At 62.2% G+C, this 22,476-nt stretch carries 28 protein-coding genes; 16 read left to right on the top strand and 12 right to left on the bottom strand.

All coding sequences use genetic code 11. The features are described 5' to 3' along the window. The first annotated feature begins 43 nt into the window (after positions 1–43). Positions 44–1,411, top strand: a complete 1,368-nt coding sequence (gene radA, locus ABNP46_RS18425; protein WP_349919737.1) for a DNA repair protein RadA — start codon at positions 44–46, stop codon at positions 1,409–1,411. Positions 1,412–1,480: 69 nt separating this feature from the next. Here radA and ABNP46_RS18420 read toward each other — a convergent pair whose 3' ends face one another. Both ABNP46_RS18420 and rsd read right to left on the bottom strand, forming a co-directional pair. Beyond that, the gene (locus tag ABNP46_RS18420) at positions 1,481–1,870 is read right to left on the bottom strand and encodes a PilZ domain-containing protein (protein ID WP_349919736.1); all 390 of its coding nucleotides are present in this window, start codon (positions 1,868–1,870) and stop codon (positions 1,481–1,483) included. A 102-nt stretch (positions 1,871–1,972) separates the two neighbouring features. Further along, positions 1,973–2,455: a sigma D regulator gene (gene rsd, locus ABNP46_RS18415; RefSeq protein ID WP_349919734.1), complete on the bottom strand. Its 483-nt coding sequence runs from the start codon at positions 2,453–2,455 to the stop codon at positions 1,973–1,975. Between the two features lie 340 nt (positions 2,456–2,795). Here rsd and hupA point away from each other — a divergent pair, with 340 nt between their 5' ends. After that, on the top strand, positions 2,796–3,068 hold the full coding sequence (gene hupA, locus ABNP46_RS18410; protein ID WP_005305063.1) for a nucleoid-associated protein HU-alpha: 273 nt from the start codon (positions 2,796–2,798) through the stop codon (positions 3,066–3,068). Between the two features lie 99 nt (positions 3,069–3,167). Continuing rightward, positions 3,168–3,593 carry a hypothetical protein gene (locus ABNP46_RS18405; RefSeq protein ID WP_349919733.1) on the top strand — a complete coding sequence of 142 codons (426 nt, stop codon included), beginning with the start codon at positions 3,168–3,170 and terminating at the stop codon, positions 3,591–3,593. A 70-nt stretch (positions 3,594–3,663) separates the two neighbouring features. Here the strand turns inward: ABNP46_RS18405 and ABNP46_RS18400 are convergent, their stop codons facing one another. Both ABNP46_RS18400 and dusA read right to left on the bottom strand, forming a co-directional pair. After that, positions 3,664–3,813, bottom strand: coding sequence for a hypothetical protein (locus tag ABNP46_RS18400; protein ID WP_349919731.1), 150 nt, complete (start codon positions 3,811–3,813; stop codon positions 3,664–3,666). Positions 3,814–3,815: 2 nt separating this feature from the next. Beyond that, a complete protein-coding gene (gene dusA / locus ABNP46_RS18395) occupies positions 3,816–4,802 on the bottom strand; it encodes a tRNA dihydrouridine(20/20a) synthase DusA (protein ID WP_349919729.1) in 987 nt (328 codons plus the stop codon). A 136-nt stretch (positions 4,803–4,938) separates the two neighbouring features. Between dusA and zur the strand changes: the two genes are divergently transcribed. The 3 genes from zur to ABNP46_RS18380 are packed head-to-tail and all read left to right on the top strand — an operon-like array spanning position 4,939 to position 6,080. Next, positions 4,939–5,385 carry a zinc uptake transcriptional repressor Zur gene (zur, locus tag ABNP46_RS18390; protein ID WP_349922568.1) on the top strand — a complete coding sequence of 149 codons (447 nt, stop codon included), beginning with the start codon at positions 4,939–4,941 and terminating at the stop codon, positions 5,383–5,385. Beyond that, the gene (locus ABNP46_RS18385; protein WP_349919728.1) at positions 5,385–5,846 is read left to right on the top strand and encodes a chemotaxis protein CheX; all 462 of its coding nucleotides are present in this window, start codon (positions 5,385–5,387) and stop codon (positions 5,844–5,846) included. The genes zur and ABNP46_RS18385 overlap by 1 nt, the downstream gene beginning before the upstream one ends. A 6-nt stretch (positions 5,847–5,852) precedes the next feature. Next, a complete protein-coding gene (locus ABNP46_RS18380; RefSeq protein WP_349919727.1) occupies positions 5,853–6,080 on the top strand; it encodes a hypothetical protein in 228 nt (75 codons plus the stop codon). 72 nt (positions 6,081–6,152) lie between these two features. Here the strand turns inward: ABNP46_RS18380 and brnQ are convergent, their stop codons facing one another. Continuing rightward, positions 6,153–7,415: a branched-chain amino acid transport system II carrier protein gene (brnQ, locus tag ABNP46_RS18375; RefSeq protein ID WP_349922565.1), complete on the bottom strand. Its 1,263-nt coding sequence runs from the start codon at positions 7,413–7,415 to the stop codon at positions 6,153–6,155. Positions 7,416–7,651: 236 nt separating this feature from the next. Continuing rightward, positions 7,652–8,362: a tRNA1(Val) (adenine(37)-N6)-methyltransferase gene (locus ABNP46_RS18370; protein ID WP_349919726.1), complete on the bottom strand. Its 711-nt coding sequence runs from the start codon at positions 8,360–8,362 to the stop codon at positions 7,652–7,654. A 127-nt stretch (positions 8,363–8,489) separates the two neighbouring features. Here ABNP46_RS18370 and srmB point away from each other — a divergent pair, with 127 nt between their 5' ends. Further along, positions 8,490–9,713 (top strand): ATP-dependent RNA helicase SrmB, encoded by a 1,224-nt coding sequence (gene srmB, locus ABNP46_RS18365; protein ID WP_349919724.1) that lies wholly within the window; start codon positions 8,490–8,492, stop codon positions 9,711–9,713. A gap of 181 nt (positions 9,714–9,894) precedes the next feature. Here the strand turns inward: srmB and yaaA are convergent, their stop codons facing one another. The 3 genes from yaaA to tapT are packed head-to-tail and all read right to left on the bottom strand — an operon-like array spanning position 9,895 to position 12,872. Continuing rightward, the gene (yaaA, locus tag ABNP46_RS18360; protein ID WP_349919723.1) at positions 9,895–10,668 is read right to left on the bottom strand and encodes a peroxide stress protein YaaA; all 774 of its coding nucleotides are present in this window, start codon (positions 10,666–10,668) and stop codon (positions 9,895–9,897) included. 33 nt (positions 10,669–10,701) lie between these two features. Beyond that, entirely contained in the window at positions 10,702–11,811 is a 1,110-nt protein-coding gene (locus ABNP46_RS18355) for a PilT/PilU family type 4a pilus ATPase (protein ID WP_349919721.1), read from the bottom strand. Positions 11,812–11,837: 26 nt separating this feature from the next. After that, complete coding sequence (tapT, locus tag ABNP46_RS18350) at positions 11,838–12,872, bottom strand: type IVa pilus ATPase TapT (RefSeq protein ID WP_349919719.1); 1,035 nt, start codon at positions 12,870–12,872, stop codon at positions 11,838–11,840. A 39-nt stretch (positions 12,873–12,911) separates the two neighbouring features. Between tapT and ABNP46_RS18345 the strand changes: the two genes are divergently transcribed. The 5 genes from ABNP46_RS18345 to ABNP46_RS18325 all read left to right on the top strand — a co-directional run bounded on the left by ABNP46_RS18345 (position 12,912) and on the right by ABNP46_RS18325 (position 15,967). Then, positions 12,912–13,631, top strand: coding sequence for a YggS family pyridoxal phosphate-dependent enzyme (locus ABNP46_RS18345; protein WP_349919717.1), 720 nt, complete (start codon positions 12,912–12,914; stop codon positions 13,629–13,631). A 202-nt stretch (positions 13,632–13,833) separates the two neighbouring features. Further along, positions 13,834–14,658 (top strand): pyrroline-5-carboxylate reductase, encoded by an 825-nt coding sequence (gene proC / locus ABNP46_RS18340; protein ID WP_349919715.1) that lies wholly within the window; start codon positions 13,834–13,836, stop codon positions 14,656–14,658. Between the two features lie 25 nt (positions 14,659–14,683). Continuing rightward, positions 14,684–15,235, top strand: a complete 552-nt coding sequence (locus ABNP46_RS18335; RefSeq protein ID WP_349919714.1) for a YggT family protein — start codon at positions 14,684–14,686, stop codon at positions 15,233–15,235. Further along, positions 15,235–15,543: a DUF167 family protein YggU gene (gene yggU, locus ABNP46_RS18330; RefSeq protein WP_349919713.1), complete on the top strand. Its 309-nt coding sequence runs from the start codon at positions 15,235–15,237 to the stop codon at positions 15,541–15,543. Before ABNP46_RS18335 ends, yggU begins: the two co-directional genes overlap by 1 nt. 4 nt (positions 15,544–15,547) lie before the next feature. After that, a complete protein-coding gene (locus tag ABNP46_RS18325; protein ID WP_349919711.1) occupies positions 15,548–15,967 on the top strand; it encodes a DUF4426 domain-containing protein in 420 nt (139 codons plus the stop codon). Between the two features lie 76 nt (positions 15,968–16,043). Here the strand turns inward: ABNP46_RS18325 and ABNP46_RS18320 are convergent, their stop codons facing one another. The 3 genes from ABNP46_RS18320 to ABNP46_RS18310 form a co-directional block, all read right to left on the bottom strand. Next, positions 16,044–16,874 (bottom strand): CPBP family intramembrane glutamic endopeptidase, encoded by an 831-nt coding sequence (locus tag ABNP46_RS18320; RefSeq protein ID WP_349919710.1) that lies wholly within the window; start codon positions 16,872–16,874, stop codon positions 16,044–16,046. Positions 16,875–17,099: 225 nt separating this feature from the next. Then, positions 17,100–17,390 (bottom strand): hypothetical protein, encoded by a 291-nt coding sequence (locus ABNP46_RS18315; RefSeq protein ID WP_349919708.1) that lies wholly within the window; start codon positions 17,388–17,390, stop codon positions 17,100–17,102. 51 nt (positions 17,391–17,441) lie between these two features. Beyond that, positions 17,442–17,816 carry a YacL family protein gene (locus ABNP46_RS18310; RefSeq protein WP_349919707.1) on the bottom strand — a complete coding sequence of 125 codons (375 nt, stop codon included), beginning with the start codon at positions 17,814–17,816 and terminating at the stop codon, positions 17,442–17,444. 212 nt (positions 17,817–18,028) lie between these two features. Between ABNP46_RS18310 and ABNP46_RS18305 the strand changes: the two genes are divergently transcribed. The 4 genes from ABNP46_RS18305 to ABNP46_RS18290 all read left to right on the top strand — a co-directional run bounded on the left by ABNP46_RS18305 (position 18,029) and on the right by ABNP46_RS18290 (position 22,444). Beyond that, positions 18,029–19,144, top strand: coding sequence for a sugar diacid recognition domain-containing protein (locus tag ABNP46_RS18305; protein WP_349919706.1), 1,116 nt, complete (start codon positions 18,029–18,031; stop codon positions 19,142–19,144). A gap of 119 nt (positions 19,145–19,263) precedes the next feature. Continuing rightward, positions 19,264–20,526 (top strand): GntP family permease, encoded by a 1,263-nt coding sequence (locus tag ABNP46_RS18300; RefSeq protein WP_349919704.1) that lies wholly within the window; start codon positions 19,264–19,266, stop codon positions 20,524–20,526. Positions 20,527–20,535: 9 nt separating this feature from the next. Then, a complete protein-coding gene (locus tag ABNP46_RS18295; RefSeq protein ID WP_349919703.1) occupies positions 20,536–21,669 on the top strand; it encodes a glycerate kinase in 1,134 nt (377 codons plus the stop codon). Positions 21,670–21,880: 211 nt separating this feature from the next. Next, positions 21,881–22,444, top strand: coding sequence for an NnrU family protein (locus ABNP46_RS18290; RefSeq protein ID WP_349919702.1), 564 nt, complete (start codon positions 21,881–21,883; stop codon positions 22,442–22,444). The last annotated feature ends 32 nt before the right edge of the window (positions 22,445–22,476 follow it).

Below are 22,476 nucleotides of genomic sequence, written 5' to 3'. Positions count from 1 at the left end.
CCAAGTATATCAAGCAGGAATTCATCCTGTCCCCGAGTTATCCATGGCCAAAAACAAAACCGCCTATGTTTGCACCGAATGTGGCGCCGACTTTACCCGCTGGCAAGGTCAGTGCAGCGAGTGCAAGGAGTGGAACACCATCAGCGAAGTCCGGTTGGGGGTGAATACCCCGGGCAAAAGCAGCGCCCGTTACAGTGGCTATGCCGGTGCCGTCGGTAGCCAGGTGCAGACCCTGGCGGAGATCGCCACCACCGAGATCCCCCGCTTCAGCTCCGGTTTCAAGGAGCTGGATCGGGTGCTGGGCGGCGGTGTGGTACCGGGGTCTGCCATCCTGATCGGTGGCAATCCGGGGGCGGGCAAGTCGACCCTGCTGCTGCAGACCATGTGCGGACTGGCCGAGCGGATGAAGACCCTGTACGTGACCGGGGAGGAGTCCCTGCAACAGGTGGCGATGCGGGCCAGCCGGCTGGGGCTGCCCACCGACAAGCTGCGCATGCTGTCTGAAACCTCCGTCGAGCAGATCTGCCTCATCGCCCAGCAGGAGCAGCCGCAGATCATGGTCATCGACTCCATCCAGGTGATGCACGTGGCGGACGTGCAGTCCGCGCCGGGTTCCGTCTCCCAGGTACGGGAATCCGCGGCCCTGCTCACCCGCTACGCCAAGCAGAACCATGTCGCCATCTTCATGGTCGGCCATGTCACCAAGGACGGCACCCTGGCGGGGCCCAAGGTGCTGGAGCACTGCATCGATTGCTCCGTGCTGCTGGACGGGGGCCATGACTCCCGTTTTAGGACCCTGCGTTCCCACAAGAACCGCTTCGGGGCGGTCAACGAGCTCGGAGTCTTCGCCATGACCGGGCAAGGCATGAAGGAGGTGAGCAACCCCTCCGCCATCTTCCTGAGCCGGGGGGAGGAACAGGCGCCGGGCTCCATCGTCATGGTGATCTGGGAAGGGACCCGGCCGCTGCTGGTGGAACTGCAGGCACTGGTGGATTACTCCCAGCTCTCCAACCCGCGCCGGGTGGCGGTGGGGATGGATCACAACCGTCTCGCCATGTTGCTGGCGGTGCTCCATCGCCACGGTGGCCTGCAGATGGCGGATCAGGATGTCTTCATCAACGTGGTGGGGGGCGTCAAGGTAGAGGAGACCAGCGCGGATCTGGCGCTCTTGCTGGCCATGGTCTCCAGTTTCCGGGATCAGGCCCTGCCCAAGGATCTGGTGGTGTTCGGGGAGGTGGGGCTTTCCGGCGAGATCCGGCCCGTGCCCTCCGGCCAGGAGCGCTTGCAGGAGGCGGCCAAGCACGGCTTCCGGCGTGCCATCGTGCCTCACGCCAATGCCCCCAAACATCTCATCGAGGGGATGGAAGTGGTGCCGGTGAAGAAGCTGTCCGACGCCCTCGAGGCCTTGTAACGGGGTCAGTTGCGGCAAAGAAAAAGGAGCGCGTTAGCGCTCCTTTTTCTTTTGAATCATGCAGCCCGGTCACTCAGGGCTGGGGGCTGCGTGATCCTGATGCTCCTGCAGCAATTGTTCCAGCTCGCGATAGAGCAGCTGCTCTTCTCCCACGTTCAGCTGGATCATCCGCTTGAGGTGGCTGGCGCTGTCGATGTCGATGTGGTGACAATAGAAGCCCAGCTTCTTGCTGGCCTCGTGCGTCAGCTCCACCTGCATTTTGATCTCGATATCGCTGCCGCTGAGCACGAAGCAGACCTCGTACTCCTTGTCGCCGCTGGGGGACCAATCCTCCGGCCTGAGCAGCAGGGCTCCCTGCAGGGAGACATCGACCAGCTGGGTGCGCCACTGACGCCCCCCCTGGCTCAGCCTGGCGGCGGTCAGGTAGAAGATCCGGGTAAACTGGCGGCGCTCTGGCATGTTCATCTCCGGTAGAAAGGCCGATTCAGGGCTGGCAAAGGTTGCTTCAGATTGTAATCCAGCTTGAGCGGCAGGATCTTGAGCTGGCTCCGGTATTGACCATCAACCTTGCTGGTGGCTGAGAGATTCCACCACCTGCAGCGCCTTCACCAGACGATCCTCCTGCTTGAATCGGTCTTCCAGCACGGGGCCCAGATGGTTCAGGTCATCGTCGAGCAACAGCAACTGGGCTTCGTCGGCATTGCTGTACTTGTCGTTGAACTCCAGGGCGAACTCGGTGCAGGCCCGGATATGGGGATAGATGCGCTTGGCCAGCTCCAGCTTGTCGCCGCTGGCCTGCTCGAAGGCTGTCACCACGTGGTTGTAGATCTCGAAGTGACCGGCGCTGACGTAGTCGACCAGCTGTTCGCAGAAGCGTTGCAACTCGCTATGGCTGGGGAGGGAGCGCTGCTTGGCTCTGGCGGGTTTGAGGCCGGCCAGCCGGATGTACTCGACCAGCAAGGCCTGGCGCGCGTCGAGCCAGTCGTCAATGGCCCTGTGTTTGCCTGCCAAAGCGCGCTTGGTGTTTTCCAGTTCAGTTAACATAAACCCTCCATGGGCATGGCCTGCGGCGCGATGGCGGCAGGCCTGCGGTCATTCCATCGACTGACGACACTTCCTATAACTAGGGAAAATCCTGTTGACCGTCAATAGGAGTGTGGGGATATTGTTACATCAGGTGGGGGTTTGCGTACAAGTCCCTCATCGGTTGTGCGCCGCCGTGTCGTCACCAAGGACGATGAAGGGGCGAGATATGTGACTATTTCCGCAGATCTTGATGAAAACCCCAGCATTCAAGCCAATGGGGCTGATAAAGCCTTTGCCTGAGTGTTTTTTTTTGAATAGAGTGGCCCGGTGCTAAATGCCCGATCATAAAGGAAATGTTATGAACAAAGCTCAACTTGTCGATGCAATTGCCGCCAAAGCAGACCTGAGCAAAGCTCAGGCCAAAGTTGCTCTGGAAGAGATCATCAATGGTATTACCCAGAGCCTGAAAGAGGGCGATGCCGTTCAGTTGGTGGGTTTTGGTACCTTCAAGGTCAACCATCGTGCGGGCCGTACCGGTCGCAACCCGCAAACTGGCAAAGAGATCCAGATTGCAGCCGCCAATGTGCCGTCCTTTGTGGCAGGCAAGGCGTTGAAAGACGCCGTCAAGTAATCCTGTGAACCCGGCACCTGCCGGGTTTTTTCTTGCCATCGCCGGCAGAATTTGTTTCAGATACACTCAGGATATGGCAGTCGCTGTAGCGAGGTGGATATGGAACAGAAGAATGCCATTCGGCAGGTGGCCGTGCCCTGGGCACCCGCTCGTCAACTTCCCCCCGGCCTGGTCGTGGCCGAACTGCATCAGGATATCTGGAGCGACACCCTGACCGTGGTGCTGGGCCGTGCACGCAGCATCGATCTGCCGCCGCAGCACCTGTGCCGGGTCAGCTTCCGTCACATCTTCGCCGTGCGGGTCATGGAGGATTGCGATCTGGCGGAGGGGCGCGACAGTCACACCCTCGAGGAACAGATCCAGCTGATCACCCCGTCTCGTTTCGCCAGCTGGTTCCATCAGGAATCCGATGGCCTGCATCTGGACGAGGATCTGCAGCATTACCGCATCTCGACCTGGGATTATTGCGCTGACGTGCTGACTTCCCTGCCTCCCGAACTGCAGTTCGTCGAGGCGACCGAGTAAGCCCCTCATCAATGAAAAAGCCGGAACTGCGAGGTTCCGGCTTTTTTGTGTCTGCGGGCAGGGAAAAGGCTCAGCCCAGCAGTTGATCCTTGTGCAGGCCGAGCACGACCACCAGTCCCAGCAGATAGAAGGGGCTGAGCTTGATGCCGAGGATGGCGAGCAGGCCTGCGCACAGGCGCACCAGGGCCTTGTGCAGCCAGGTACCGGTGAAACGATACATGTTTATGCCACCGTCTCGGTCTGGGGAAACTCGGGCACCTTGGCCATGGCGTCCAGCACTACCTGGATGCCGGCGCCGGGCTTGCAGGCGTTCTCACTCAGGTGACGGCGCCAAGCGCGAGCCCCCTGCATGTTCTGGAACAGACCCAGCATGTGGCGGGTCATGTGGGAGAGATAGTTGCCCTTGGCGAGCTCCTGCTCCATGTAGGGCAACATCATGCGCACCACCTCGTGGCGACTCGGTACTGCTTTGTTCTGGCCGAACAACAGGTTGTCCACCTGCGCCAGCAGGTAAGGATTCTGGTAGGCCTCGCGCCCCATCATGACGCCGTCGACATGCTGCAGATGCTCGAGGGTCTGCTCCAGGCTGGTGACACCGCCGTTGAGGGCGATGGTGAGGTTGGCGTAGTCCTGTTTGACCCGGTAGACGCGCGGGTAGTCCAGGGGCGGGATCTCGCGGTTCTCGCGGGGGCTCAGCCCGCTCAACCAGGCCTTGCGGGCGTGGACGATGAAGGTGTCGCAACCAGCGTCCCGCACCTGCTCGATGAAGGCCTGCAAGAATTCGTAGGAGTCCTGCTCGTCGATGCCGATGCGGGTCTTCACGGTGACCGGAATGTCCACCACGTCGCGCATCGCCTTGACGCAGTCGGCGACCAGGGCGGGTTCTCCCATCAGGCAGGCACCGAAGCGGCCGTTCTGCACCCGATCCGAGGGGCAGCCCACGTTCAGGTTGATCTCGTCATAGCCGCGCTCCGCGGCCAGCTTGGCGCAGCGGGCCAGATCCGCCGGATTGCTGCCTCCCAGTTGCAGCGAGATGGGGTGCTCCTGCTCGCTGTAGCCCAGATAGTCGCCTTTGCCATGGATAATGGCGCCAGTGGTGACCATCTCGGTATAAAGTAGCGTCTGACTGGTCATCAGCCGATGGAAATAACGGCAATGTCGATCGGTCCAGTCCAGCATGGGGGCGATGGAGAAGCGCTGCGCCTGCATAAAAATCATCCGGGGTGGCAAAACAAGGGGCCGGATCCTACCACAACGTGAGGCCCCCCCCGAAAATGAATTTTGTCGCCGCCTCGGCTGGGCCCTGTGATAGTATCCGGCTAATTGACAGGGTAGCTGCGTGATGATGAATCAAGACCAACTCTTACTAAGGGCGGAACGCCTCTGCGAACAGCGCGGGATCCGCTTCACCCCCACCCGGCGTCAGGTGTTTCGCCTGCTGGCGGCCCACGGCAATGCCATCAGTGCTTACGACCTGTTGGCCCAGTTGCAGCAGACCGAGGCCCATGCCAAGCCACCGACCGTCTACCGGGCTCTCGACTTCCTGCTGGAACAGGGGTTCGCCCACAAGGTGGAATCCCTCAACGCCTTCATTTTCTGCTGTCACTTTGACCATGCCCACCCGATGCAGCTGCTGATCTGCGATCGCTGCGGCGACGTGGTGGAGCTGCACGACAACGCCATCGACGGCGCCTTTTCCGAGCAGGCGCGCCAGCATGGTTTTACTATTACCAACAAGACCATAGAGGCTCACGGCCAATGTGCCCGTTGCGCCGATGCCCCGGAGGCATGATGAAGGCTGATTTTGTAAACCCGTTCCTGCTCTCCCTGCTCAACGTGATCTCCACCATGGCGCAGCTGGAGCTCAAGCCCGGCGCGCCCAAGCGCAAGACGGACGAGCTGGCCCGCGGGGATGTGTCCGGCCTCATCGGCATGGTGGGCCCGCAGACCCGCGGTTCCCTCTCCATCAGCTTCGAGAAGGGGCTGGCGCTGGAGATCATGCGCCGCATGCTGGGGGAGGCGCCGACCACCCTCAACGAGGAGGTCACCGACATGGTGGGGGAGATTACCAACATGGTGACCGGCGGGGCCAAGCGGATGCTGGGGGAGAAGGGCTACGAGTTCGACATGGCGACACCCATCATCGTCTCTGGACCGAATCACACCATCACCCACAGGGCGGACGGGGCCAAGATCATGATGCCGTTCGATTCGGACTACGGCCGCGCCACCATCGAAATCTGCTTCGAGTAACCCATCATGTGGAAAGCGTTGAAATGGAGTTTCATCGCGGCTGTCCTGCTGCTGATCCTGTCGGACATCCAGCTCAAGACCTCCATCTACAAGTATGAGGACAACAGCGTCCTGATAAGCTTCCCTCGCTGGCAGGCGAAGCAGCCATGGGGCACCCTCAGCTGGCATGCGGGCAGGATAGAGCATCACTGGTATGGCTTGGCCGGCAAACCCAAGCCGGGCGCCGGGCTCTAGCCCGAACCGTTCATCTCGAGACAAACAAAAAGGGCCAGCAGATGCTGGCCCTTTTTCATGTGCGGCGGACTATCAGGCGGCTTCGGCAGCCAGCTTGTCACCGGCGCGGATCATCACGCCCAGGCCACAGGCCAGCAGGGTTGGCAGCAACCAGGCCAGACCCTTGTCAAACAGCGGCAGGAAGGCGAACGCATCCATCTTCATGCCGGCGGCGCCCAGGCCATCCAGGCAGCCGAACAGGAAGGCGACCAGCAGCACGGAGCGGAACACCAGGCGCGGACGACCGAAGTAGCCCTTCAGGAAGGTGACCAGTACCAGGGCCACGGCGACCGGATAGATGGCAACCAGCACCGGGATGGAGAGGCTGATGAGCTGGCTCAGGCCGACGTTGGCCACCACGGCGCAGATGACCCCCAGCAGCACGACCAGCTTCTTGTAGGCGATGCCAGTGAGATTGTGGAAGAAGTCGGAGCAGGCGGAGATGAGGCCCACGGCGGTGGTGAAGCAGGCCAGGGTGATGATGCCGGCCAGGATGAACTGGCCCGGTTGACCGAACAGGCTCAGCACGTAGGCGTTGACGATGGCGCCGCCGTTGCTGACATCGGTGGCCACGCCGGCGGCGGTGTTACCGAGCTGGAACAGGGAGACATAGACCACGGACAGACCGATGGCGGAGATGACGCCGGCGATGGCCAGGTACTTGAACTGGCTCTGATAGTCGGTGATGCCCTTCTGGCGCAGCAGATCGACGATGAGGGCTCCAAACATCAGGGACGCCAGGGTGTCCATGGTGTTGTAGCCTTCCAGGATCCCTTTCACGAAGGGGCCGCTCTGGTAGTCGCCGGTGGCGGCGGGCATGGTGCCTTGCGGAGCCATGAAGACGCCGACAGCCAGGGTCAGCAGCAGGATCATCAGCACCGGGGTCAGGTATTTGCCGATGGCGTCCATCAACTTGCCCTGATTCATGGAGACCAGAATGGCGATGCCGAAGAAGATCACCGTGTAGACGGCGAGACCCGCCTGCCCCATGTCACCGATGAAGGGCTTGATGCCCATCTCGTAGGCGACGAGGCCGGTACGGGGGGCGGCGAAGGCCGGGCCGATGATGATGTAGATGGCGACCGCCAGGGTGGTGGCGATGCCGGCAGGCAGCAGCTTGGTCATGCCGGCCCAGCCGTTGCCAGCCTTGGCGACGGCGATGATGGTGATGAGCGGCAGGCCCACGGCGGTGACCAGGAAGCCCAGCATGGCGAGGGAGAGGTGCTCACCCGCCAGATAGCCGGCCAAGGGCGGGAAGATGATGTTACCGGCGCCCAGGTAGAAGGCGAAGGTCATAAAGCCCAATCCGAGTACATCGGACGTCGTGAGTGATTTCGTCAAGTTCAACCTCGTCTGTCTTGTAAACTATTGCTTGTTATAGTTTTTTATTGGTCAGTGACCCAGGCCCCTCGGGGATAAAAAAAAGGAGCCCCGCTGTTTTTTTCATCATGACCAGTGGTTTTGGCTGGTCTGGAGCGGGTGCTCGTTTAACAGTCAGCATAATGATGTGGAAAAATTCTTCAAGGCAAAATTTACATCTTCAAATAGAAGGGGTGGGTTAGTTGGATGTATCTGTCGGAATAGCCTCCAGTAGCAGAATGGATCACAATTTCACCCCGTTCACACCTGTTTAATCCTCTGTGAAGTAGCAATAAAACGCGATTTGCCTCTTTCCCTTCCTTGGTGATAACAGCTGTATAACAACTGGCATACAGTTCAAAATGCTCGGAAATGCATAAAATTTCAGCAGCCATGGCGGTGGGCAGCACCAGCGCCACCCGGCCACTCGGAGCCAGCAGGCGCTGGCAGGCGGTCAGCAGCGCCCGGGGATCCAGGCTGCCGGTGTGCCGGGCCAATGCCCTGGCCGGGTCGCTGAAAGCCTGACCTGCCACGAAGTAGGGCGGGTTGGAGACGATGAGGTCATAGGGCGCCGCCCGGTGATCCTGGATGGCCGCTTCCACGATGCTGAGCCTGTGGGCCCAGGGGGAGGCAGCGACATTCTCTCTGGCCTGGCTGGCTGCATCCTTATCCAGCTCTACCGCATCGATCTGGCAGTCGTTTGTGCTGCGCTGAGCCAGCATCAGGGCGATGAGGCCGCTGCCGGTACCGATGTCCAGCACCCGGCGCACGCCGGTCAGTGGGGCCCAGGCGCCGAGCAGGATGCCGTCGGTGCCCACCTTCATGGCACAGCGGTCATGGGCGACATGAAATTGTTTGAAGGTAAAGCCGTTGCTGCGCCCCATCTGGCCCTCTATCCCGTCCGCGATACAAAAAATGGTCGGCGATTATAGCGGCTAAGGTGCCAGCGCCATAGGAGCGGGCGACATAATCGCCTATAATCTGCCGCTTCCTAAATGACCGAGTATTGCCATGAGCCAGTCCTTTGATGATTTCGACCTGAATCCCGCCCTCAACCGGGCCTTGGCCGAGATGGGTTTCACCCGCCCCACGACCATCCAGCAGATGGTGTTGGAGCCAGCCCTGGATGGCCGCGATATTCTGGCGTCCGCGCCGACCGGCACCGGCAAGACCGCCGCCTTCCTGTTGCCCGCCATGCAGCACCTGCTGGACTTCCCGCGCCGCAAGCCGGGCCCCTGCCGCATGCTGATCCTGACCCCGACCCGGGAGCTGGCGCTGCAGGTCAGTGCCCACGCCAAGGCGCTGGCGGTGCACACCCACCTCAGCATCGAGACCATCATCGGCGGTGTCAGCCATGAAGAGCAGCTGCCGGCGCTGACCAAGACCACCGACATCGTGGTGGCGACCCCGGGCCGCCTGCTCGAGTACATCGAGAAGGAAGAGTTCGAGAGCCACGACATCGAAGTGCTGGTGCTGGATGAAGCGGATCGCATGCTGGACATGGGCTTCATCAAGGACGTGAACCGCATCGTGGAAGAGGCGCGCTACCGCAAGCACACCATGCTTTTCTCCGCCACCCTGGAGGGGGCCGGCCTCACCAAGTTTGCCAACGAGATCCTCAAAGATCCGGTGGAACTGCACGCCGAGCCGCCCCGCAGCGAGCGTCGCCCCATCACCCAGTGGGTGCACCTGGCGGACGACGCCGCCCACAAGCTGGCGCTGCTGATACACATCCTGAAGGATCCGCAGACCCAGAAGGCCATCGTCTTCGTCAAGACCCGCGAGCGGTTGGCAGAGCTCTCCGGCCAGTTGCAGGCGGCGGGCGTGCCCTGCGCCTGGATCCGCGGCGAGATGGAGCAGGCCAAGCGCATCGAATCCATTCGCAAGTTCCACGAAGGGGAGGTGCCCTTCCTCATCGCCACCGACGTCGCCGCCCGCGGCATCGACCTGCCAAACGTCAGCCATGTCATCAACTACGACATGCCCTATGGCACCGACGTCTATGTGCACCGCATCGGCCGCACCGGTCGTGCCGGCAACCGGGGCTGCGCCATCAGCCTGGTGGAGGCCCACGACATGGCCATGGTGGCCAAGATCGAGCGCTACACCGAGGAGCGCCTCAAGCGCCGGGTGATCGATGAGCTGCGTCCCAAGCACAAGGAAGCCCGGGTGCCGGTGAAGAAGAAAAAGCCGAAGGATGGCAAAAAGAAGTCTGCCAAGAAGAAAAAGAAGTAAGCCATTGTCAGGCGGCCACCTCTGGGTGGCCGTTTTGTTTCAGGGGATCCTGGCAGGATCCCGCCGGATCGCGGACAGAAAAAAGCCGACGTATGAACGTCGGCTAACAAAAAAGTGCTTACAACAGAGGATTCATAGGTTCAGACCCGAGGATCCCGTGGTTGGTTCACTTTTTTTGTAATTAATTTTCAGCGCGCTTGAACATCAGGGTGTGCGGGTCCGACTCTTCGGCCACGAAACGGTAGCCGCCATCGTTGAAACCGGTCAGCTGTTCCACCTCGGTCAGGCGGTGCTTGATGATGTGGCGGGCCATCATGCCGCGGGCCTTCTTGGCGTAGAAGCTGATGATCTTGTACTGACCATTCTTCTCGTCCTTGAACACCGGCGTGATGATCCGTCCCGTCAGGGCTTTCGGGCGCACCGACTTGAAATACTCGTCGGAAGCCAGGTTGATCAGCACCTCGTCCCCCTGGGCCGCCAGCGCCTTGTTCAGGTGCTCGGTGATGATGTCACCCCAGAACTGATAGAGATCCTTGCCGCGCTCGTTGTCGAGGCGGATCCCCATCTCGAGGCGGTAGGGCATCATCAGATCCAGCGGGCGCAGTACCCCGTAGAGACCGGACAGCATGCGCAGATGCGTCTGGGCAAAGGCAAAGTCCTCCTCGCTGAAGTCTTCCACCGCGAGACCGGTGTAGACATCCCCCTTGAAGGCCAGCAGCGCCTGGCGGGCGTTGGTCGGGGTAAAGTCCGGTTGCCACTTGCTGAAGCGCGCCGCGTTGAGCCCCGCCAGCTTGTCGCTGATCTTCATCAGGCTGGCGATCTGGGCCGGCGTCAGTTGGCGGGCGCGGGTGATGAGCCGGGCGGAGTGATCCAGCAGCTCGGGCTGGGTGAAACGGGAGGTCACCAGCGGCGACTCGTAATCCAGCGTCTTGGCCGGGGAAACCACAATCAGCATAACTTTCCTTCATTCGCGATGGTCAGCGCCCCCTCATTCATCCAGGGTGGCGCTGTCCAGTGAACCTGTGCCCAGCTGCTGGCGACCGGAGAGCTTGATCTGCAGCCTCAGGTCGTTGGCGGAGTCGGCATGGGCGAGGGCCTCACTGTAGCCAATTTGGCCGCCACAGAACAGGGTGAACAGTGCCTGATCGAAGGTTTGCATCCCGAGCTCGGTGGATTTGCTCATCACCTCCTTGAGCCGATGGACTTCCCCCTTGCGGATGATGTCGGTGATGAGCGGGGTGTTGAGCAGGATCTCGAAGGCGGCGACCCGGCGCTGACCGTGCAGGTTGGGCAGCAGTTGCTGCGCGACGATGGCGCGCAGGTTGAAGGAGAGATCGAACAGGAACTGGCGGTGTTTCTCCTGGGGCACCAGATGGAGGATGCGATCCAGCGCCTGGTTGGCGTTGTTGGCGTGCAGGGTGGCGAGACAGAGGTGGCCGGTCTCGGCGAACTGGATGGCCAGCTCCATGGTCTCCTGGGTGCGGATCTCGCCGATGAGGATCACGTCCGGGGCCTGGCGCATGGAGTTCTTGAGTGCCACATCGAACGACTCGGTGTCTATGCCCACCTCTCGCTGGGTGACCAGGCAGCGGTCGTGGCTGTGCACGAACTCCACCGGATCCTCCACCGTCAGGATATGGCCGTCACCGTGCTGATTGCGAAAGCCTATCATGGCGGCCTGGGTGGTGGACTTGCCGGCACCGGTGGCCCCCACGAACAGCACCAGACCGCGCTTGGCCATGGCGACATCCTGCAGGATAGGGGGCAGCTTCAGCTCCTCAAAGCCGGGGATCTGGGTTTCGATACGGCGCAGCACCATGCCCGGCTGATCCTGCTGCCAGAAGGCGCTGACCCGAAAACGACCTATCCCCTCGCGGACGATGGCGTAGTTGGCCTCCCGGCTATGCTGGTAGCGTTCGAGGTGCGCGGCATCCAGGCTGCTCCTGACCAGCGTCAGGGTGGTCTGGCGATCCAGCGGGACCTCGCCGAGGGGCACCAGGCGGCCATTGACCTTGAGGGTGGGGGGGGCGCCGACCGTGATAAAGAGATCCGACCCCTTTTGTTCAACCAGTGCAGCCAACAGAACATCCATGTTCATAGCGTCTCCTTGGGTTTGAGGTTCTCTTAAATGTTGTTGGGATCGGCCGCCTTGGCCTTGGCATCCAGCGCGGCCACGACGCCACGGTTGACGAGCTGCTTGAGGCTCTGATCCATGGTCTGCATGCCGTGGGTCATCCCGGTCTGGATGACAGAGTAGAGCTGGGCCACCTTGTCTTCCCGGATGAGGTTTCGCACCGCCGGGATCCCCAGCATGATCTCGTGGGCCGCCACCCGGCCGCCGCCGATCCGCTTGAGCAGGGTCTGGGAGATGACGGCTCGCAGGGATTCGGAGAGCATGGAGCGCACCATGTCCTTCTCTGCGCCCGGGAAGACGTCGATGATACGGTCGATGGTCTTGGCCGCTGACGAGGTGTGCAGGGTGCCAAACACCAGGTGGCCGGTCTCGGCGGCGGTCAGGGCCAGGCGTATGGTTTCGAGGTCCCGCATTTCCCCCACCAGTATGATGTCGGGGTCTTCCCGCAGGGCCGAGCGCAGGGCGTTGGTGAAGCTCTTGGTGTCGCGATGGACTTCGCGCTGGTTGACCAGGCAGCGTTTGTTCTCGTGCACGAATTCGATGGGATCCTCGATGGTGAGGATGTGCTGGTGAGTGTTGTCATTGATGTAGTCGACCATGGCCGCCAGGGTGGTGGACTTGCCCGAGCCGGTCGGCCCCGTGACCAGCACCAGCCCGCGGGGGAACTCGGCTATCTTGCGAAACATCTCCGGTGCCCCCAGATCCTCGAGGCTCATGACCTGGCTTGGAATGGTCCGGAACACGGCGCCCGAGCCACGGGATTGCTGGAAGGCGTTGACCCGGAAGCGCGCCATGCCGGGCACCTCGAAGGAGAAGTCCACCTCGAAGTTCTCCTCCAGCTCCTTGCGCTGGTGGTCATTCATGATGTCATAGATGAGGGCGTGTACTTCCCTGTGGTCCAGGGCGGGCAAATTGATCTTGCGAACCTCCCCATCAACCCTGATCATCGGAGGAACCCCGGCCGAGAGGTGTAGATCCGAGGCCTTATGCTTTACACTAAAAGCCAATAACTCTGTGATATCCATAGATTTGTTTTTCTCCCATCACAAGATCACGAACGAAATATGAGCCAGATTGCCCAGCACCTGCTTCAGGTAAAGGAACGTATCATACAGGCGGCCAGACGGGTTGGCCGTGGCGCCGATCCTATTGAGCTGCTCGCGGTCAGCAAGACCAAACCCCTCGAGGATATTCAGGCCGCCTATGCCGCCGGTCAGCGTCGCTTCGGCGAATCCTACGCCCAGGAGGCGGCCACCAAGATCGACACCCTGCGTGCCCGGGCCGAGCAGACGGCGAGTGCAGACTACGCAGACATAGAGTGGCACTTTATCGGGCCCCTGCAATCCAACAAATCCAGATTGGTGGCAGAGCGATTCGATTGGGTTCAAAGCGTCGATCGTGACAAGCTGATCGAGCGCCTCAACAACCAACGTCCGGCCGGGATGGCGCCGCTAAATGTCTGTCTGCAAATCAATATTAGCGGAGAGAGCAGCAAATCCGGTACGTCGGAGCAAGAGATTTTCCGGCTGGCGGCCCTGGTGGCCAACTGCGAGCGGCTGCGGCTGCGTGGCCTGATGGCTATCCCGGAGCACACCAGCGACGAGGCGGTGCTGGCCGGGCAGATGCGACGCATGCAGGCTCTGTTCACCGAGCTTGCGCGACAATACCCGAGTGTCGACACCCTCTCCATGGGGATGACCGAGGATCTGGAGCCGGCGATCGCCCATGGCAGCACCATGGTACGGGTCGGTACCGCCATCTTCGGCGCCCGCGACTACTCATAGCGAGCACGGGATGCGGTTGCCCCGGCCAACCCCGCCGGGCCTCATCATCCTGTGCCGCACATCCTGACTGGCGAAGGGATTGTGCCCATTGCGGGCCGACAGTCAGGGCGGCAATACCATCAGTTTCGGGAGTCTGTCATCCCCTGGCGTATCGGCGCCGGTACGGCAGATGTCCCAATCACATTGACCACAGGAGTGCGTGATGCAACACCGAATTCTTGCCTTTATCGGCGCAGGCAACATGAGCCGCAGTATCATCGCCGGACTCATCCAGGCGGGCTACCCCGCCGACTGCATCCTGGCCGCCAACCCGAGCCGTCCCAAGCTGGACGAGTTGGCCAGCCAGTTTGGCATCCGTGTCACCCAGGACAACACCGAGGCGGCCAGGGCGGCCGATGCCATCGTGCTGGCGGTCAAGCCCCAGCTGATGGCAACCATGCTGACGGAGCTCGTCGCCAGGGTCGGTTCCCTGGAGGGCAAGCTGCTCATCTCCATTGCCGCCGGCATCCGGGTCGAGCGCCTCCAGGAGATGGCGGGCGGTCACAGTCGCATCGTGCGCGCCATGCCCAATACCCCCTCCTTGCTGGGGCTCGGCATGACGGGCCTCTATGCGCCTGCCGCCATCGGACAGGATGATCGGAACTTTGCCGAGCAGATGATGCAGTCCGTGGGCAAGACCCTCTGGACCGAGCAGGAGGCGGGGATCAACGGCGTTATCGCCGCGGCGGGCAGTGCCCCGGCCTACTTCTTCCTGTTCATGCAGGCCATCGCCGAAGAGGCCGAAGCCATGGGATTCAGCCCCGAGCAGGCCCGGCTGCTGGTGCAGCAGACGGCCCTCGGTGCCGCCGCCATGGTGGAGCGCAATCCCGAGCTCTCCCTGCAAACCCTGCGAGAGCAGGTGACCAGCAAGGGGGGCACCACGGCCGAGGCGGTCAAGACCTTCCAGGAGCAGGGGCTGATGCCGCTCACCGCTCGCGCCATGCAGGCAGCCGTGACCCGCGCCGCCGAGATGGAAACCCTTTTTTGAACACAGTCCTTAACCGGGAGCCCAGATGAATACCGCTTACTTTCTGATTAACACGATTTTCGATCTCTACCTCATGGTGGTGTTGTTGCGCGTCTGGCTGCAGTGGGCCCGCGCCGACTTCTACAACCCCATGAGCCAGATGGTGGTCAAGCTCACCAACCCGCTGGTGGTGCCCCTGCGTCGCATCATTCCGGGCTTTGGCGGGCTGGACATGGCCTCCGTGGTGCTGGCGCTCATCATCGCCTTCGCCAAGCTGGCGCTGCTCAAGAGCATGAACGTGCTGCTGGCTGACTGGCTCACCCTCAGCCTGTTCGCCTTCCTCACCGTGCTGAAGAAAGCGGGCTCCATGATCTTCTGGGTGCTGCTGATCCGCGCCATCCTGAGCTGGGTCAGCCAGGGTCGCAACCCCATCGAGTACGTGATGCATCAGCTGACCGAGCCCTTCCTGGCCCCCATCCGCCGCATACTGCCGGCCCTGGGCGGGCTGGATCTCTCCGTGCTGGTCGCCTTTATCGCGCTGCAGGCCATAAACTATCTGTTAGGGGATCTGTTTGGCCAGCTGTGGTGGATGATCTGATGCCGGCCGTCCTGCGTGAAGGGGACGATCTGGTACTGCATCTGATGATCCAGCCCAAGGCGAGCCGGGATCAAATCGTCGGCTTGCACGGCGATGAAGTGAAAGTGGCCATCACGGCTCCGCCGGTGGATGGCCAGGCCAACGGACATCTGATCAAATATCTGGCCAAGCAGTTCAAGGTGGCCAAGGGGCAGGTCAGGATAGTGCGGGGAGAGCTCGGTCGGCACAAGACGGTGGCCATCGAGGCACCGAGGCAGATCCCCGCCGAGATAGATGCCCTGCTGGAAAGCGGAACAGGAGAGGGATGACATCATGAAAACAGCCTGGATGAGCTGCCTGCTGGCACTCTTGATGGCGCTGCCGTTGCAGGCGGAACAGATGAAGGAGCTGGGCCCCTGGCGGGTGCATTACAGCGCCTTCAACTCCAGCTTCCTCACCCCCGAGGTGGCCAAGGCCTACGGGCTGGAACGCAGCCGCTACAACGGCATCGTCAATATCGCGGTGCAGAACAAACAAGGGGTGGCCCAGGCGGTTGGCATCAGCGGCGAGGCCAAGAACCTGACCGGCACCATCCGCACCCTGAGCTTCCAGGAGGTGAAGGAAGGGGAGTCCATCTACTACCTGGCGGTACTGCCCTATCGCAACGAGGACACCTACCAGTTCACCCTGAAGATCATGGGAGAGGGGCAACTGCAGACCCTCAGCTTCCAGCAGACCTTCTACGTCGACTGACGCCAGGCGTCACAAAAGCCCCGGACCCTGCGGTTCGGGGCTTTTTTTATCCGCCTTTTCTGCGGCCGACCCAGCGTTATCGACTGGCCATGGGGTAGGTGAACAGGGCCAGATGGGCGAAGTTGAACAGGAAGTGCAGCAGGATGGCGACGCTGAGGCGGCCGCTCAGCTGGAACGCCAGCCCGTAGCAGGCCCCGGCCAGGGTGGCGAACAGCACCAGCAGCGGGCCACCGGCCAGATGCGCCGCCCCGAACAACAGGCTGGCGGCCAGGATCCCCAGCCAGACCCGGCTGCGCTGGGCGATGGCCTGCTGGATGAAGCCCCGGAACAACGCCTCCTCCGCCACGCAGGTGAACAGCAGGTTGTTGAAGGCGAACAGCCACCACCAGTGGGGCAGCCCCAGCTCGGGCTTGAGGGCTCCGAGCTGCCAGGCGAGCAGCAGCATGGCCGCCAGCGGCAACACCAGCAGCGCCAGGGGGCGCCAGCGCAGGGGGCCGCCCTGACCCAGCAGGCTGGGCCAGGCCAACAGCAGGCCGAAGAAGATCAGCGGCTTGTCCAGATTGAGGTAAAGGGTGAAAGGCACGCTGGCGGGGCCGGCCTGAACCTTGTCCAGTACCCGCAGGTTGTCAAACCCCGGCACCAAGTGCAGGGTGAGCGCGATGGCCCAGAGCAGCACCAGGGCGAGGGCCACCGGGCGCCAGGGCTGGGGCAACGTGGGAGTGCGCCAGGCCAGCAACAGGCCGGCGAGGCTGACCAGCAGGGCGGATGGCGCGATACGGCCCAGGATCAGGGCGGCAGTCAGGGCGACCCCGAGCAGGATGAGGCCGGGCGTGCGTTGGCGGGCGAGACAGAGCAGCACGGCCAGCGCCAGTGTCCCCCAGATCAGGGCATCAGGAAGCGGTAACATTGAGTCTCCTTTTGGCATCGAGGGGGCGCACCTTACCGGCTCCCCCTGCCGTGACACAAGGGTCAATAGACTGGTCGGATCCCGTGGCTGTCGAGGATCCTGCCATCGCCGGGATACAAAAAACCGGAGCAGAGGCTCCGGTTTTTTCATGTCAGGCGATATTTAAATTTTCATCTACCCACGTCATCAGCATGAATGACTGCCTTTGAACCCGGGTGTCGAGGCTTATCGGCCGGATTCGGCGATTACCCGGGCGATGATGTCGGCGCGCTTGGTGGCTTCCAGCTCACCCAGGGCGATGAGACCGGCCTTGAAGATCACGTTCTTCGGCAGGCTGACGTCATCCAGGGTGGTGATGGCCTCGACGTGCATGCCGTTCAGACGGCTGGCATCGCGCGGGCTCAGGTTGACCTGGGTATTGAGCACCTGCTTGCCTTTCTTCTTGGCCGGGGCGGCTTTCTTCGGTTGATCCTGCTCGTCTTCCGGCAGTTCGTCATCAAAATCGTAAATAGACATAGTCAATCCTGTTGGGTTGTGGCGGGCGCTTGCCCTGCCTGTATTGAATACCTAGCCCATATCCTCGTTGCGGATAAAGGCGCGCCAGGAGGCGAGCACCTGGGCAAAATCTTCCAGCCCGCACATGGCCAGCTGTTCATCATCGTAGTAGGCGAGATCGTCGAGATCCTCGCCCAGCTCGATATTGAGGACGTTGGCCTTGACCTCTGCCTCCTCGTGGGTGAGCAGCAAAGAGTAGTCGCCCCCGGCCAGCTGATACTCGACGCGGGCACGGCTGGAGAGCTCGTCGATGATGGAGAACAGCAGATCGAGCTTCTCCTCATCCTTGCCCACTTCGTCGATCAGCCACTGGCCGATGGCTTCGTGACCCATGGAGAACCGGGCGCGATAGCCACCAAACGGGTCGCGGCGAAATTCATAGTCCATAGCGGCGTCCATCAGATAACGGCAGGCTCATCATCAGGGATCCCGTCAATTCCGTGATCCCTGGCGGGGCATACCTGAGGTAAAGTGGCCTATTCTAGCGATCCCCCCCTCGCTTGTCTTGAGGATGTGGCATCTTTGCGCTGCCACCCGGCTTTTACACGGAGACCCCATGTCGTTCATTTCCCGCTCCCCCGTCACCGATCGGAGTCCCCATGCAGCTTGATGAGAGTCTGGCGCGGCAGATCGTCAGCCGGGCGATGAAGATATTGTCCTTCTCGGTCAACGTCATGGATGAGCACGGTCTCATCATCGCGTCCGGCAACCCGGAGCGCTTGCTGCAGCGTCACGAGGGGGCCGTGCTGGCCCTGACCGAGAACCGGGTGGTGGAGATCAGCGACGCCACCGCCAAGCAGCTCAAGGGGGTCCGCCCCGGCATCAATCTGCCCATCGCTTATCAGGGGGAGTTGCTCGGGGTCATCGGCATCTCGGGGGATCCGGACGAAGTTCGCGCTTACGCCGAACTGGTGCGCATGACGGCGGAGCTCATCCTGGAGCAGGCGGCGCTCACCGAGCAGTTGCAGTGGGACAAGCGCCACAAGGAGGAGCTGGTGCTGCAGCTCATCCGCGGCGAGGGGCGAGTCGATCAGTTGCAGCAGGCGGCCCGCTTCCTCGGCCTGGATCTGGCCCAGCCACGGGTGGTCGCGGTGCTGGCGCTGGAGGAGGCGGATCCCGCCCGCCTGCGGGAGCTGGTGCACCTGCTGGAGAACCCGGAGCGGGACAACCTGGTGGCCATCAACGGACTGGACGAGATCGTGGTGCTCAAGCCGGCCCAGCTCAGCGACGGCGTCTGGCAGTCGGAGCAGGAGCGCAGCCGCATCAAGCAGCTGCTGGCCCGCATTCCCCACTTCAAGATGCGCATCGGGGTGGGTGATTACTTCGCCGGCATCGGCGGGCTGGCACGCTCCTACCAGACGGCGCGAGACACCCTGCGCCGTGGCATGCGCCAGGCGCCGCGCAAGCAGGTCTACTTCTTCGAGGATTACCGGCTGCCGGTGCTGCTCGGCAGTCTGGCGGATTCCTGGCAGGCGGATCAGCTGCGGGCGCCCCTGCAGAAACTGGCCAGGGAGGACGCCAAGGGGGTGCTGCAGAAGACGCTGCGCCAATATTTCTTGCAGGATTGTGATCTGCATCCCTGTGCCGATTCACTCTTCATTCATCCCAATACCCTACGCTACCGCCTGACCCGGATAGAGCAGATAACTGGTTTAAATTTCAACAAGTTAGATGACAAGTTTCTGCTCTATCTCGGACTGAATCTGGATAGTTGATTTGTATAATTGAACAAATAGCATGGATTTTCGTCATCAAGTTTTGGTTTTTTAACCAAAGCTTTCCCGGCGGGGATCCCCATAATGGCGGCCACTAACTACAACAAAAGGTGCCCGTCATGATCCCTGTATCCGCGCTCGGCGCTCTCGCCGCGCTTACCATCGCCATCTTCCTCATCCTGAAGAAGGTACCGCCCGCTTATGGCATGATCGTCGGCGCTCTGGCCGGCGGCCTGATCGGCGGTGCCGACCTGACCCAGACCGTCGCCCTGATGATCGGCGGCGCTCAGGGGATCACCACCGCCGTGATGCGGATCCTGGCCGCCGGTGTGCTGGCGGGCGTCTTGATTGAATCTGGCGCGGCGACCACCATCGCCGAGACCATAGTCCGCAAGCTTGGCGAGACCCGGGCCCTGCTGGCCCTGGCCCTGGCCACCCTGATCCTGACTGCGGTGGGCGTCTTCGTGGACGTGGCCGTCATCACGGTCGCCCCCATTGCACTCGCCATCGCGCGCCGTGCCGACCTCTCGAAGGCGGCCATCCTGCTGGCCATGATCGGCGGCGGCAAGGCGGGCAACGTCATGTCCCCGAACCCGAACGCCATCGCCGCATCCGACGCCTTCCACCTGCCCCTCACTTCCGTGATGGCGGCTGGCATCATCCCGGGTCTGTTCGGTCTGGTGATGGCCTACTGGCTCGCCAAGCGCCTCAACAACAAGGGCAGCAAGGTTGCCGCCGACGAAGTGGTGAGCTTCGATGGCGCAGCTCTGCCCGGCTTCATGGCCGCCATCAGCGCGCCCCTGGTCGCCATCCTGCTGCTGGCTCTGCGCCCGGTGGCCGGTATCGTCGTCGACCCCCTCATCGCCTTGCCCCTCGGCGGTCTGGTGGGCGCCCTGATGATGGGTAAATTCAGCAAGGTGAACCAGTTCGCGGTCTCCGGTCTGGCGCGGATGGCGCCGGTTGCCATTATGCTGCTGGGGACTGGTACTCTGGCGGGCATCATCGCCAACTCCGGCCTCAAAGATGTGCTGATCAGCGGCCTGACTGCGTCCGGTTTGCCCTCCTACCTGCTGGCCCCCATCTCCGGTGCCCTGATGTCCCTGGCAACCGCCTCGACCACGGCCGGTACCGTGGTGGCCTCCAACGTGTTCAGCTCTACCCTGATCGAACTGGGTATCACCAGTCTGGCAGGGGCCGCCATGATCCACGCCGGTGCCACCGTGTTTGACCACATGCCCCATGGCTCCTTCTTCCATGCCACCGGGGGCAGCGTTCACATGGGTGTGAGCGAGCGTCTCAAGCTCATCCCCTATGAAACTGCCGTCGGTCTGACGATTGCTGCCGTCTCCACCCTGATGTTTGGCGTGTTCGGTCTCGCCTAAGGAATTGATATGAAAATTGTTATCGCCCCAGATTCATTCAAGGAGAGCCTGAGCGCCATGGCGGTGGCTGATGCCATCGAGGCCGGTTTCAAGCAGGTGCTGCCCGACGCCACCTACGTCAAGCTGCCCATGGCCGATGGTGGCGAGGGGACGGTGCAGTCCCTGGTGGATGCCACCGGTGGCCACATCCTGCCGGTGGAGGTAACCGCCCCGCTCGGCAACCGGGTGCAAGGCTTCATCGGCCTGCTGGGGGATGGGGAGCGTGCCGTCATCGAGATGGCGGCCGCCTCCGGCCTGCATCTGGTGGCGCCCGAGCAGCGCAACCCCTTGCTGACCTCCAGCTGGGGCACGGGGGAGCTGATCCTGGCCGCCCTGGAGATGGGGGTGAGTCACCTCATCCTCGGCATCGGCGGCAGTGCGACCAACGACGGCGGCGCCGGTATGATCCAGGCGCTGGGCGGCAAGCTGCTCAAAGCCGATGGCACTCCCATCGGCCAGGGTGGTGGCAGCCTGAGTGAGCTGGCCAGCATCGATCTGAGCGAGCTGGATCCCCGTCTGACCGGGCTCACCATCGAGGTGGCCTGTGACGTGAACAACCCGCTGTGCGGCCCGAAGGGAGCCTCCGCGGTGTTTGGTCCCCAGAAGGGGGCAACCCCCGAGCTGGTGGCGCAACTGGATGCCAACTTGGCCCGCTACGCCGACTGCATCGAGCAGGCCCTCGGCAAGCAGGTGAAGGAGATCCCGGGGGCCGGCGCCGCCGGTGGCATGGGGGCTGCCCTGGTGGGGCTGCTCGGTGCCGAACTCAAGCCCGGCATCCAGATCGTCATCGAGGCGTTGAAGCTGGCGGAGGCGGTCGCCGACGCGGATCTCGTCATCACTGGCGAGGGACGCATCGACAGCCAGACCATTCATGGCAAGACCCCCATCGGCGTGGCCCGCTGTGCCAAGCAGTTCGGCAAGCCGGTGATCGGCATCGCAGGCTGCCTCACCGATGACTACGGCGTGGTGCATGAACACGGTCTGGATGCCGTCTTCGCGGTGGTCAACCGGGCCATGGCCCTGCCGGAGGCGCTGGCTACCGCCACCACCAATCTGGAGCTCACGGCCCGCAACGTGGCCGCCCTCTACCTGCTGCGCAAATAAACCTCAATTCGGTCGGTGCCTGGCACCGGCCAACCCCGCCCCGTGTAGCGGATGTGGCTGGCTGCCTGGCACCAGACCCTCTGACGCACCTTGCCGATCTCTGATCGGCTTTTTTCATTATCCCGCTGTCTTTTATATGGTTTTTCTATTCTCGTTCTGGCCTTTGCGGCATAGTTAACCCCCATGAAGGGCAAGGTGCGAGGAGACGCCCATGATCCTGCTGACCCTGGGGGTTGTGCTGTTTACCCTGACTCACCTCTATCCCTGCTTCGCCCCGGCACACCGCGCCCGTCTGCGGGAACGGCTGGGGGAGAACCGCTACAAGGGACTCTTCTCCCTGCTGGTGTTCGTGGCCATCGGCTGCATCCTCGCCGGCTGGCGCATGGCTAGCCCCATGCCGCTCTACTTCCTGCCCGCCTGGGGCCCCATGCTGGCGATGGCCACCATGCCGGTGGCGCTCATCCTGCTGTGTGCAGGCCAGGGGAACAATCATTTCAGACGCTACCTGGTACACCCCCAGCTGATCGGCACCCTGCTGTGGGCGGGCGCCCATCTGGCCGTGAACAGCGAAGCCCGCTCCCTGATGTTGTTCGGTGGCCTGGGTCTGTGGGCGCTCATCAGCCTGGTCTGGATTTCGGTACGGGACTGGCGCGCCGTGCCCCGTCCGGCGGCGACCTGGCTGGGGACGGGGATCAGCCTGGGGGCCGGGCTGGCGGTGACGGCCCTGCTCATCTTCTGGGGTCATGTCTGGCTCACCGGCATTCCCCTGCATTGAGTGATCCGAGGGTCGCCAACCGCGACTTCTGC

Origin of the sequence: Aeromonas veronii (genome assembly GCF_040215105.1) — a bacterium.
In the GTDB taxonomy this organism is placed as follows: Bacteria; Pseudomonadota; Gammaproteobacteria; order Enterobacterales; family Aeromonadaceae; genus Aeromonas; species Aeromonas veronii_G.
Note: the sequence above shows the minus strand (reverse complement) of the source record. Positions and strands in the feature narration are given on the sequence as shown.

Excerpts from the sequence above, each read along its gene's own strand:
- ABNP46_RS18370 (WP_349919726.1), bottom strand. The coding sequence starts at position 8,362 with ATGGGGCGCAGCAACGGCTTTACCTTCAAACAATTTCATGTCGCCCAT.
- ABNP46_RS18380 (WP_349919727.1), top strand. The coding sequence starts at position 5,853 with ATGTGGAAAGCGTTGAAATGGAGTTTCATCGCGGCTGTCCTGCTGCTG.
- radA (WP_349919737.1), top strand. The coding sequence starts at position 44 with ATGGCCAAAAACAAAACCGCCTATGTTTGCACCGAATGTGGCGCCGAC.
- ABNP46_RS18320 (WP_349919710.1), bottom strand. The coding sequence starts at position 16,874 with ATGTTACCGCTTCCTGATGCCCTGATCTGGGGGACACTGGCGCTGGCC.
- ABNP46_RS18420 (WP_349919736.1), bottom strand. The coding sequence starts at position 1,870 with ATGCCAGAGCGCCGCCAGTTTACCCGGATCTTCTACCTGACCGCCGCC.
- dusA (WP_349919729.1), bottom strand. The coding sequence starts at position 4,802 with ATGCAGGCGCAGCGCTTCTCCATCGCCCCCATGCTGGACTGGACCGAT.
- rsd (WP_349919734.1), bottom strand. The coding sequence starts at position 2,455 with ATGTTAACTGAACTGGAAAACACCAAGCGCGCTTTGGCAGGCAAACAC.
- brnQ (WP_349922565.1), bottom strand. The coding sequence starts at position 7,415 with ATGACCTTCGCCTTCTACCTGGGCGCCGGTAACATCATCTTCCCGCCC.
- proC (WP_349919715.1), top strand. The coding sequence starts at position 13,834 with ATGCAACACCGAATTCTTGCCTTTATCGGCGCAGGCAACATGAGCCGC.
- ABNP46_RS18345 (WP_349919717.1), top strand. The coding sequence starts at position 12,912 with ATGAGCCAGATTGCCCAGCACCTGCTTCAGGTAAAGGAACGTATCATA.
- srmB (WP_349919724.1), top strand. The coding sequence starts at position 8,490 with ATGAGCCAGTCCTTTGATGATTTCGACCTGAATCCCGCCCTCAACCGG.
- ABNP46_RS18400 (WP_349919731.1), bottom strand. The coding sequence starts at position 3,813 with ATGTATCGTTTCACCGGTACCTGGCTGCACAAGGCCCTGGTGCGCCTG.
- ABNP46_RS18295 (WP_349919703.1), top strand. The coding sequence starts at position 20,536 with ATGAAAATTGTTATCGCCCCAGATTCATTCAAGGAGAGCCTGAGCGCC.
- ABNP46_RS18385 (WP_349919728.1), top strand. The coding sequence starts at position 5,385 with ATGAAGGCTGATTTTGTAAACCCGTTCCTGCTCTCCCTGCTCAACGTG.
- ABNP46_RS18335 (WP_349919714.1), top strand. The coding sequence starts at position 14,684 with ATGAATACCGCTTACTTTCTGATTAACACGATTTTCGATCTCTACCTC.
- ABNP46_RS18405 (WP_349919733.1), top strand. The coding sequence starts at position 3,168 with ATGGAACAGAAGAATGCCATTCGGCAGGTGGCCGTGCCCTGGGCACCC.
- ABNP46_RS18305 (WP_349919706.1), top strand. The coding sequence starts at position 18,029 with ATGCAGCTTGATGAGAGTCTGGCGCGGCAGATCGTCAGCCGGGCGATG.
- ABNP46_RS18310 (WP_349919707.1), bottom strand. The coding sequence starts at position 17,816 with ATGGACTATGAATTTCGCCGCGACCCGTTTGGTGGCTATCGCGCCCGG.
- ABNP46_RS18315 (WP_349919708.1), bottom strand. The coding sequence starts at position 17,390 with ATGTCTATTTACGATTTTGATGACGAACTGCCGGAAGACGAGCAGGAT.
- yaaA (WP_349919723.1), bottom strand. The coding sequence starts at position 10,668 with ATGCTGATTGTGGTTTCCCCGGCCAAGACGCTGGATTACGAGTCGCCG.
- ABNP46_RS18290 (WP_349919702.1), top strand. The coding sequence starts at position 21,881 with ATGATCCTGCTGACCCTGGGGGTTGTGCTGTTTACCCTGACTCACCTC.
- ABNP46_RS18325 (WP_349919711.1), top strand. The coding sequence starts at position 15,548 with ATGAAAACAGCCTGGATGAGCTGCCTGCTGGCACTCTTGATGGCGCTG.
- hupA (WP_005305063.1), top strand. The coding sequence starts at position 2,796 with ATGAACAAAGCTCAACTTGTCGATGCAATTGCCGCCAAAGCAGACCTG.
- tapT (WP_349919719.1), bottom strand. The coding sequence starts at position 12,872 with ATGGATATCACAGAGTTATTGGCTTTTAGTGTAAAGCATAAGGCCTCG.
- ABNP46_RS18355 (WP_349919721.1), bottom strand. The coding sequence starts at position 11,811 with ATGAACATGGATGTTCTGTTGGCTGCACTGGTTGAACAAAAGGGGTCG.
- ABNP46_RS18300 (WP_349919704.1), top strand. The coding sequence starts at position 19,264 with ATGATCCCTGTATCCGCGCTCGGCGCTCTCGCCGCGCTTACCATCGCC.
- yggU (WP_349919713.1), top strand. The coding sequence starts at position 15,235 with ATGCCGGCCGTCCTGCGTGAAGGGGACGATCTGGTACTGCATCTGATG.
- zur (WP_349922568.1), top strand. The coding sequence starts at position 4,939 with ATGAATCAAGACCAACTCTTACTAAGGGCGGAACGCCTCTGCGAACAG.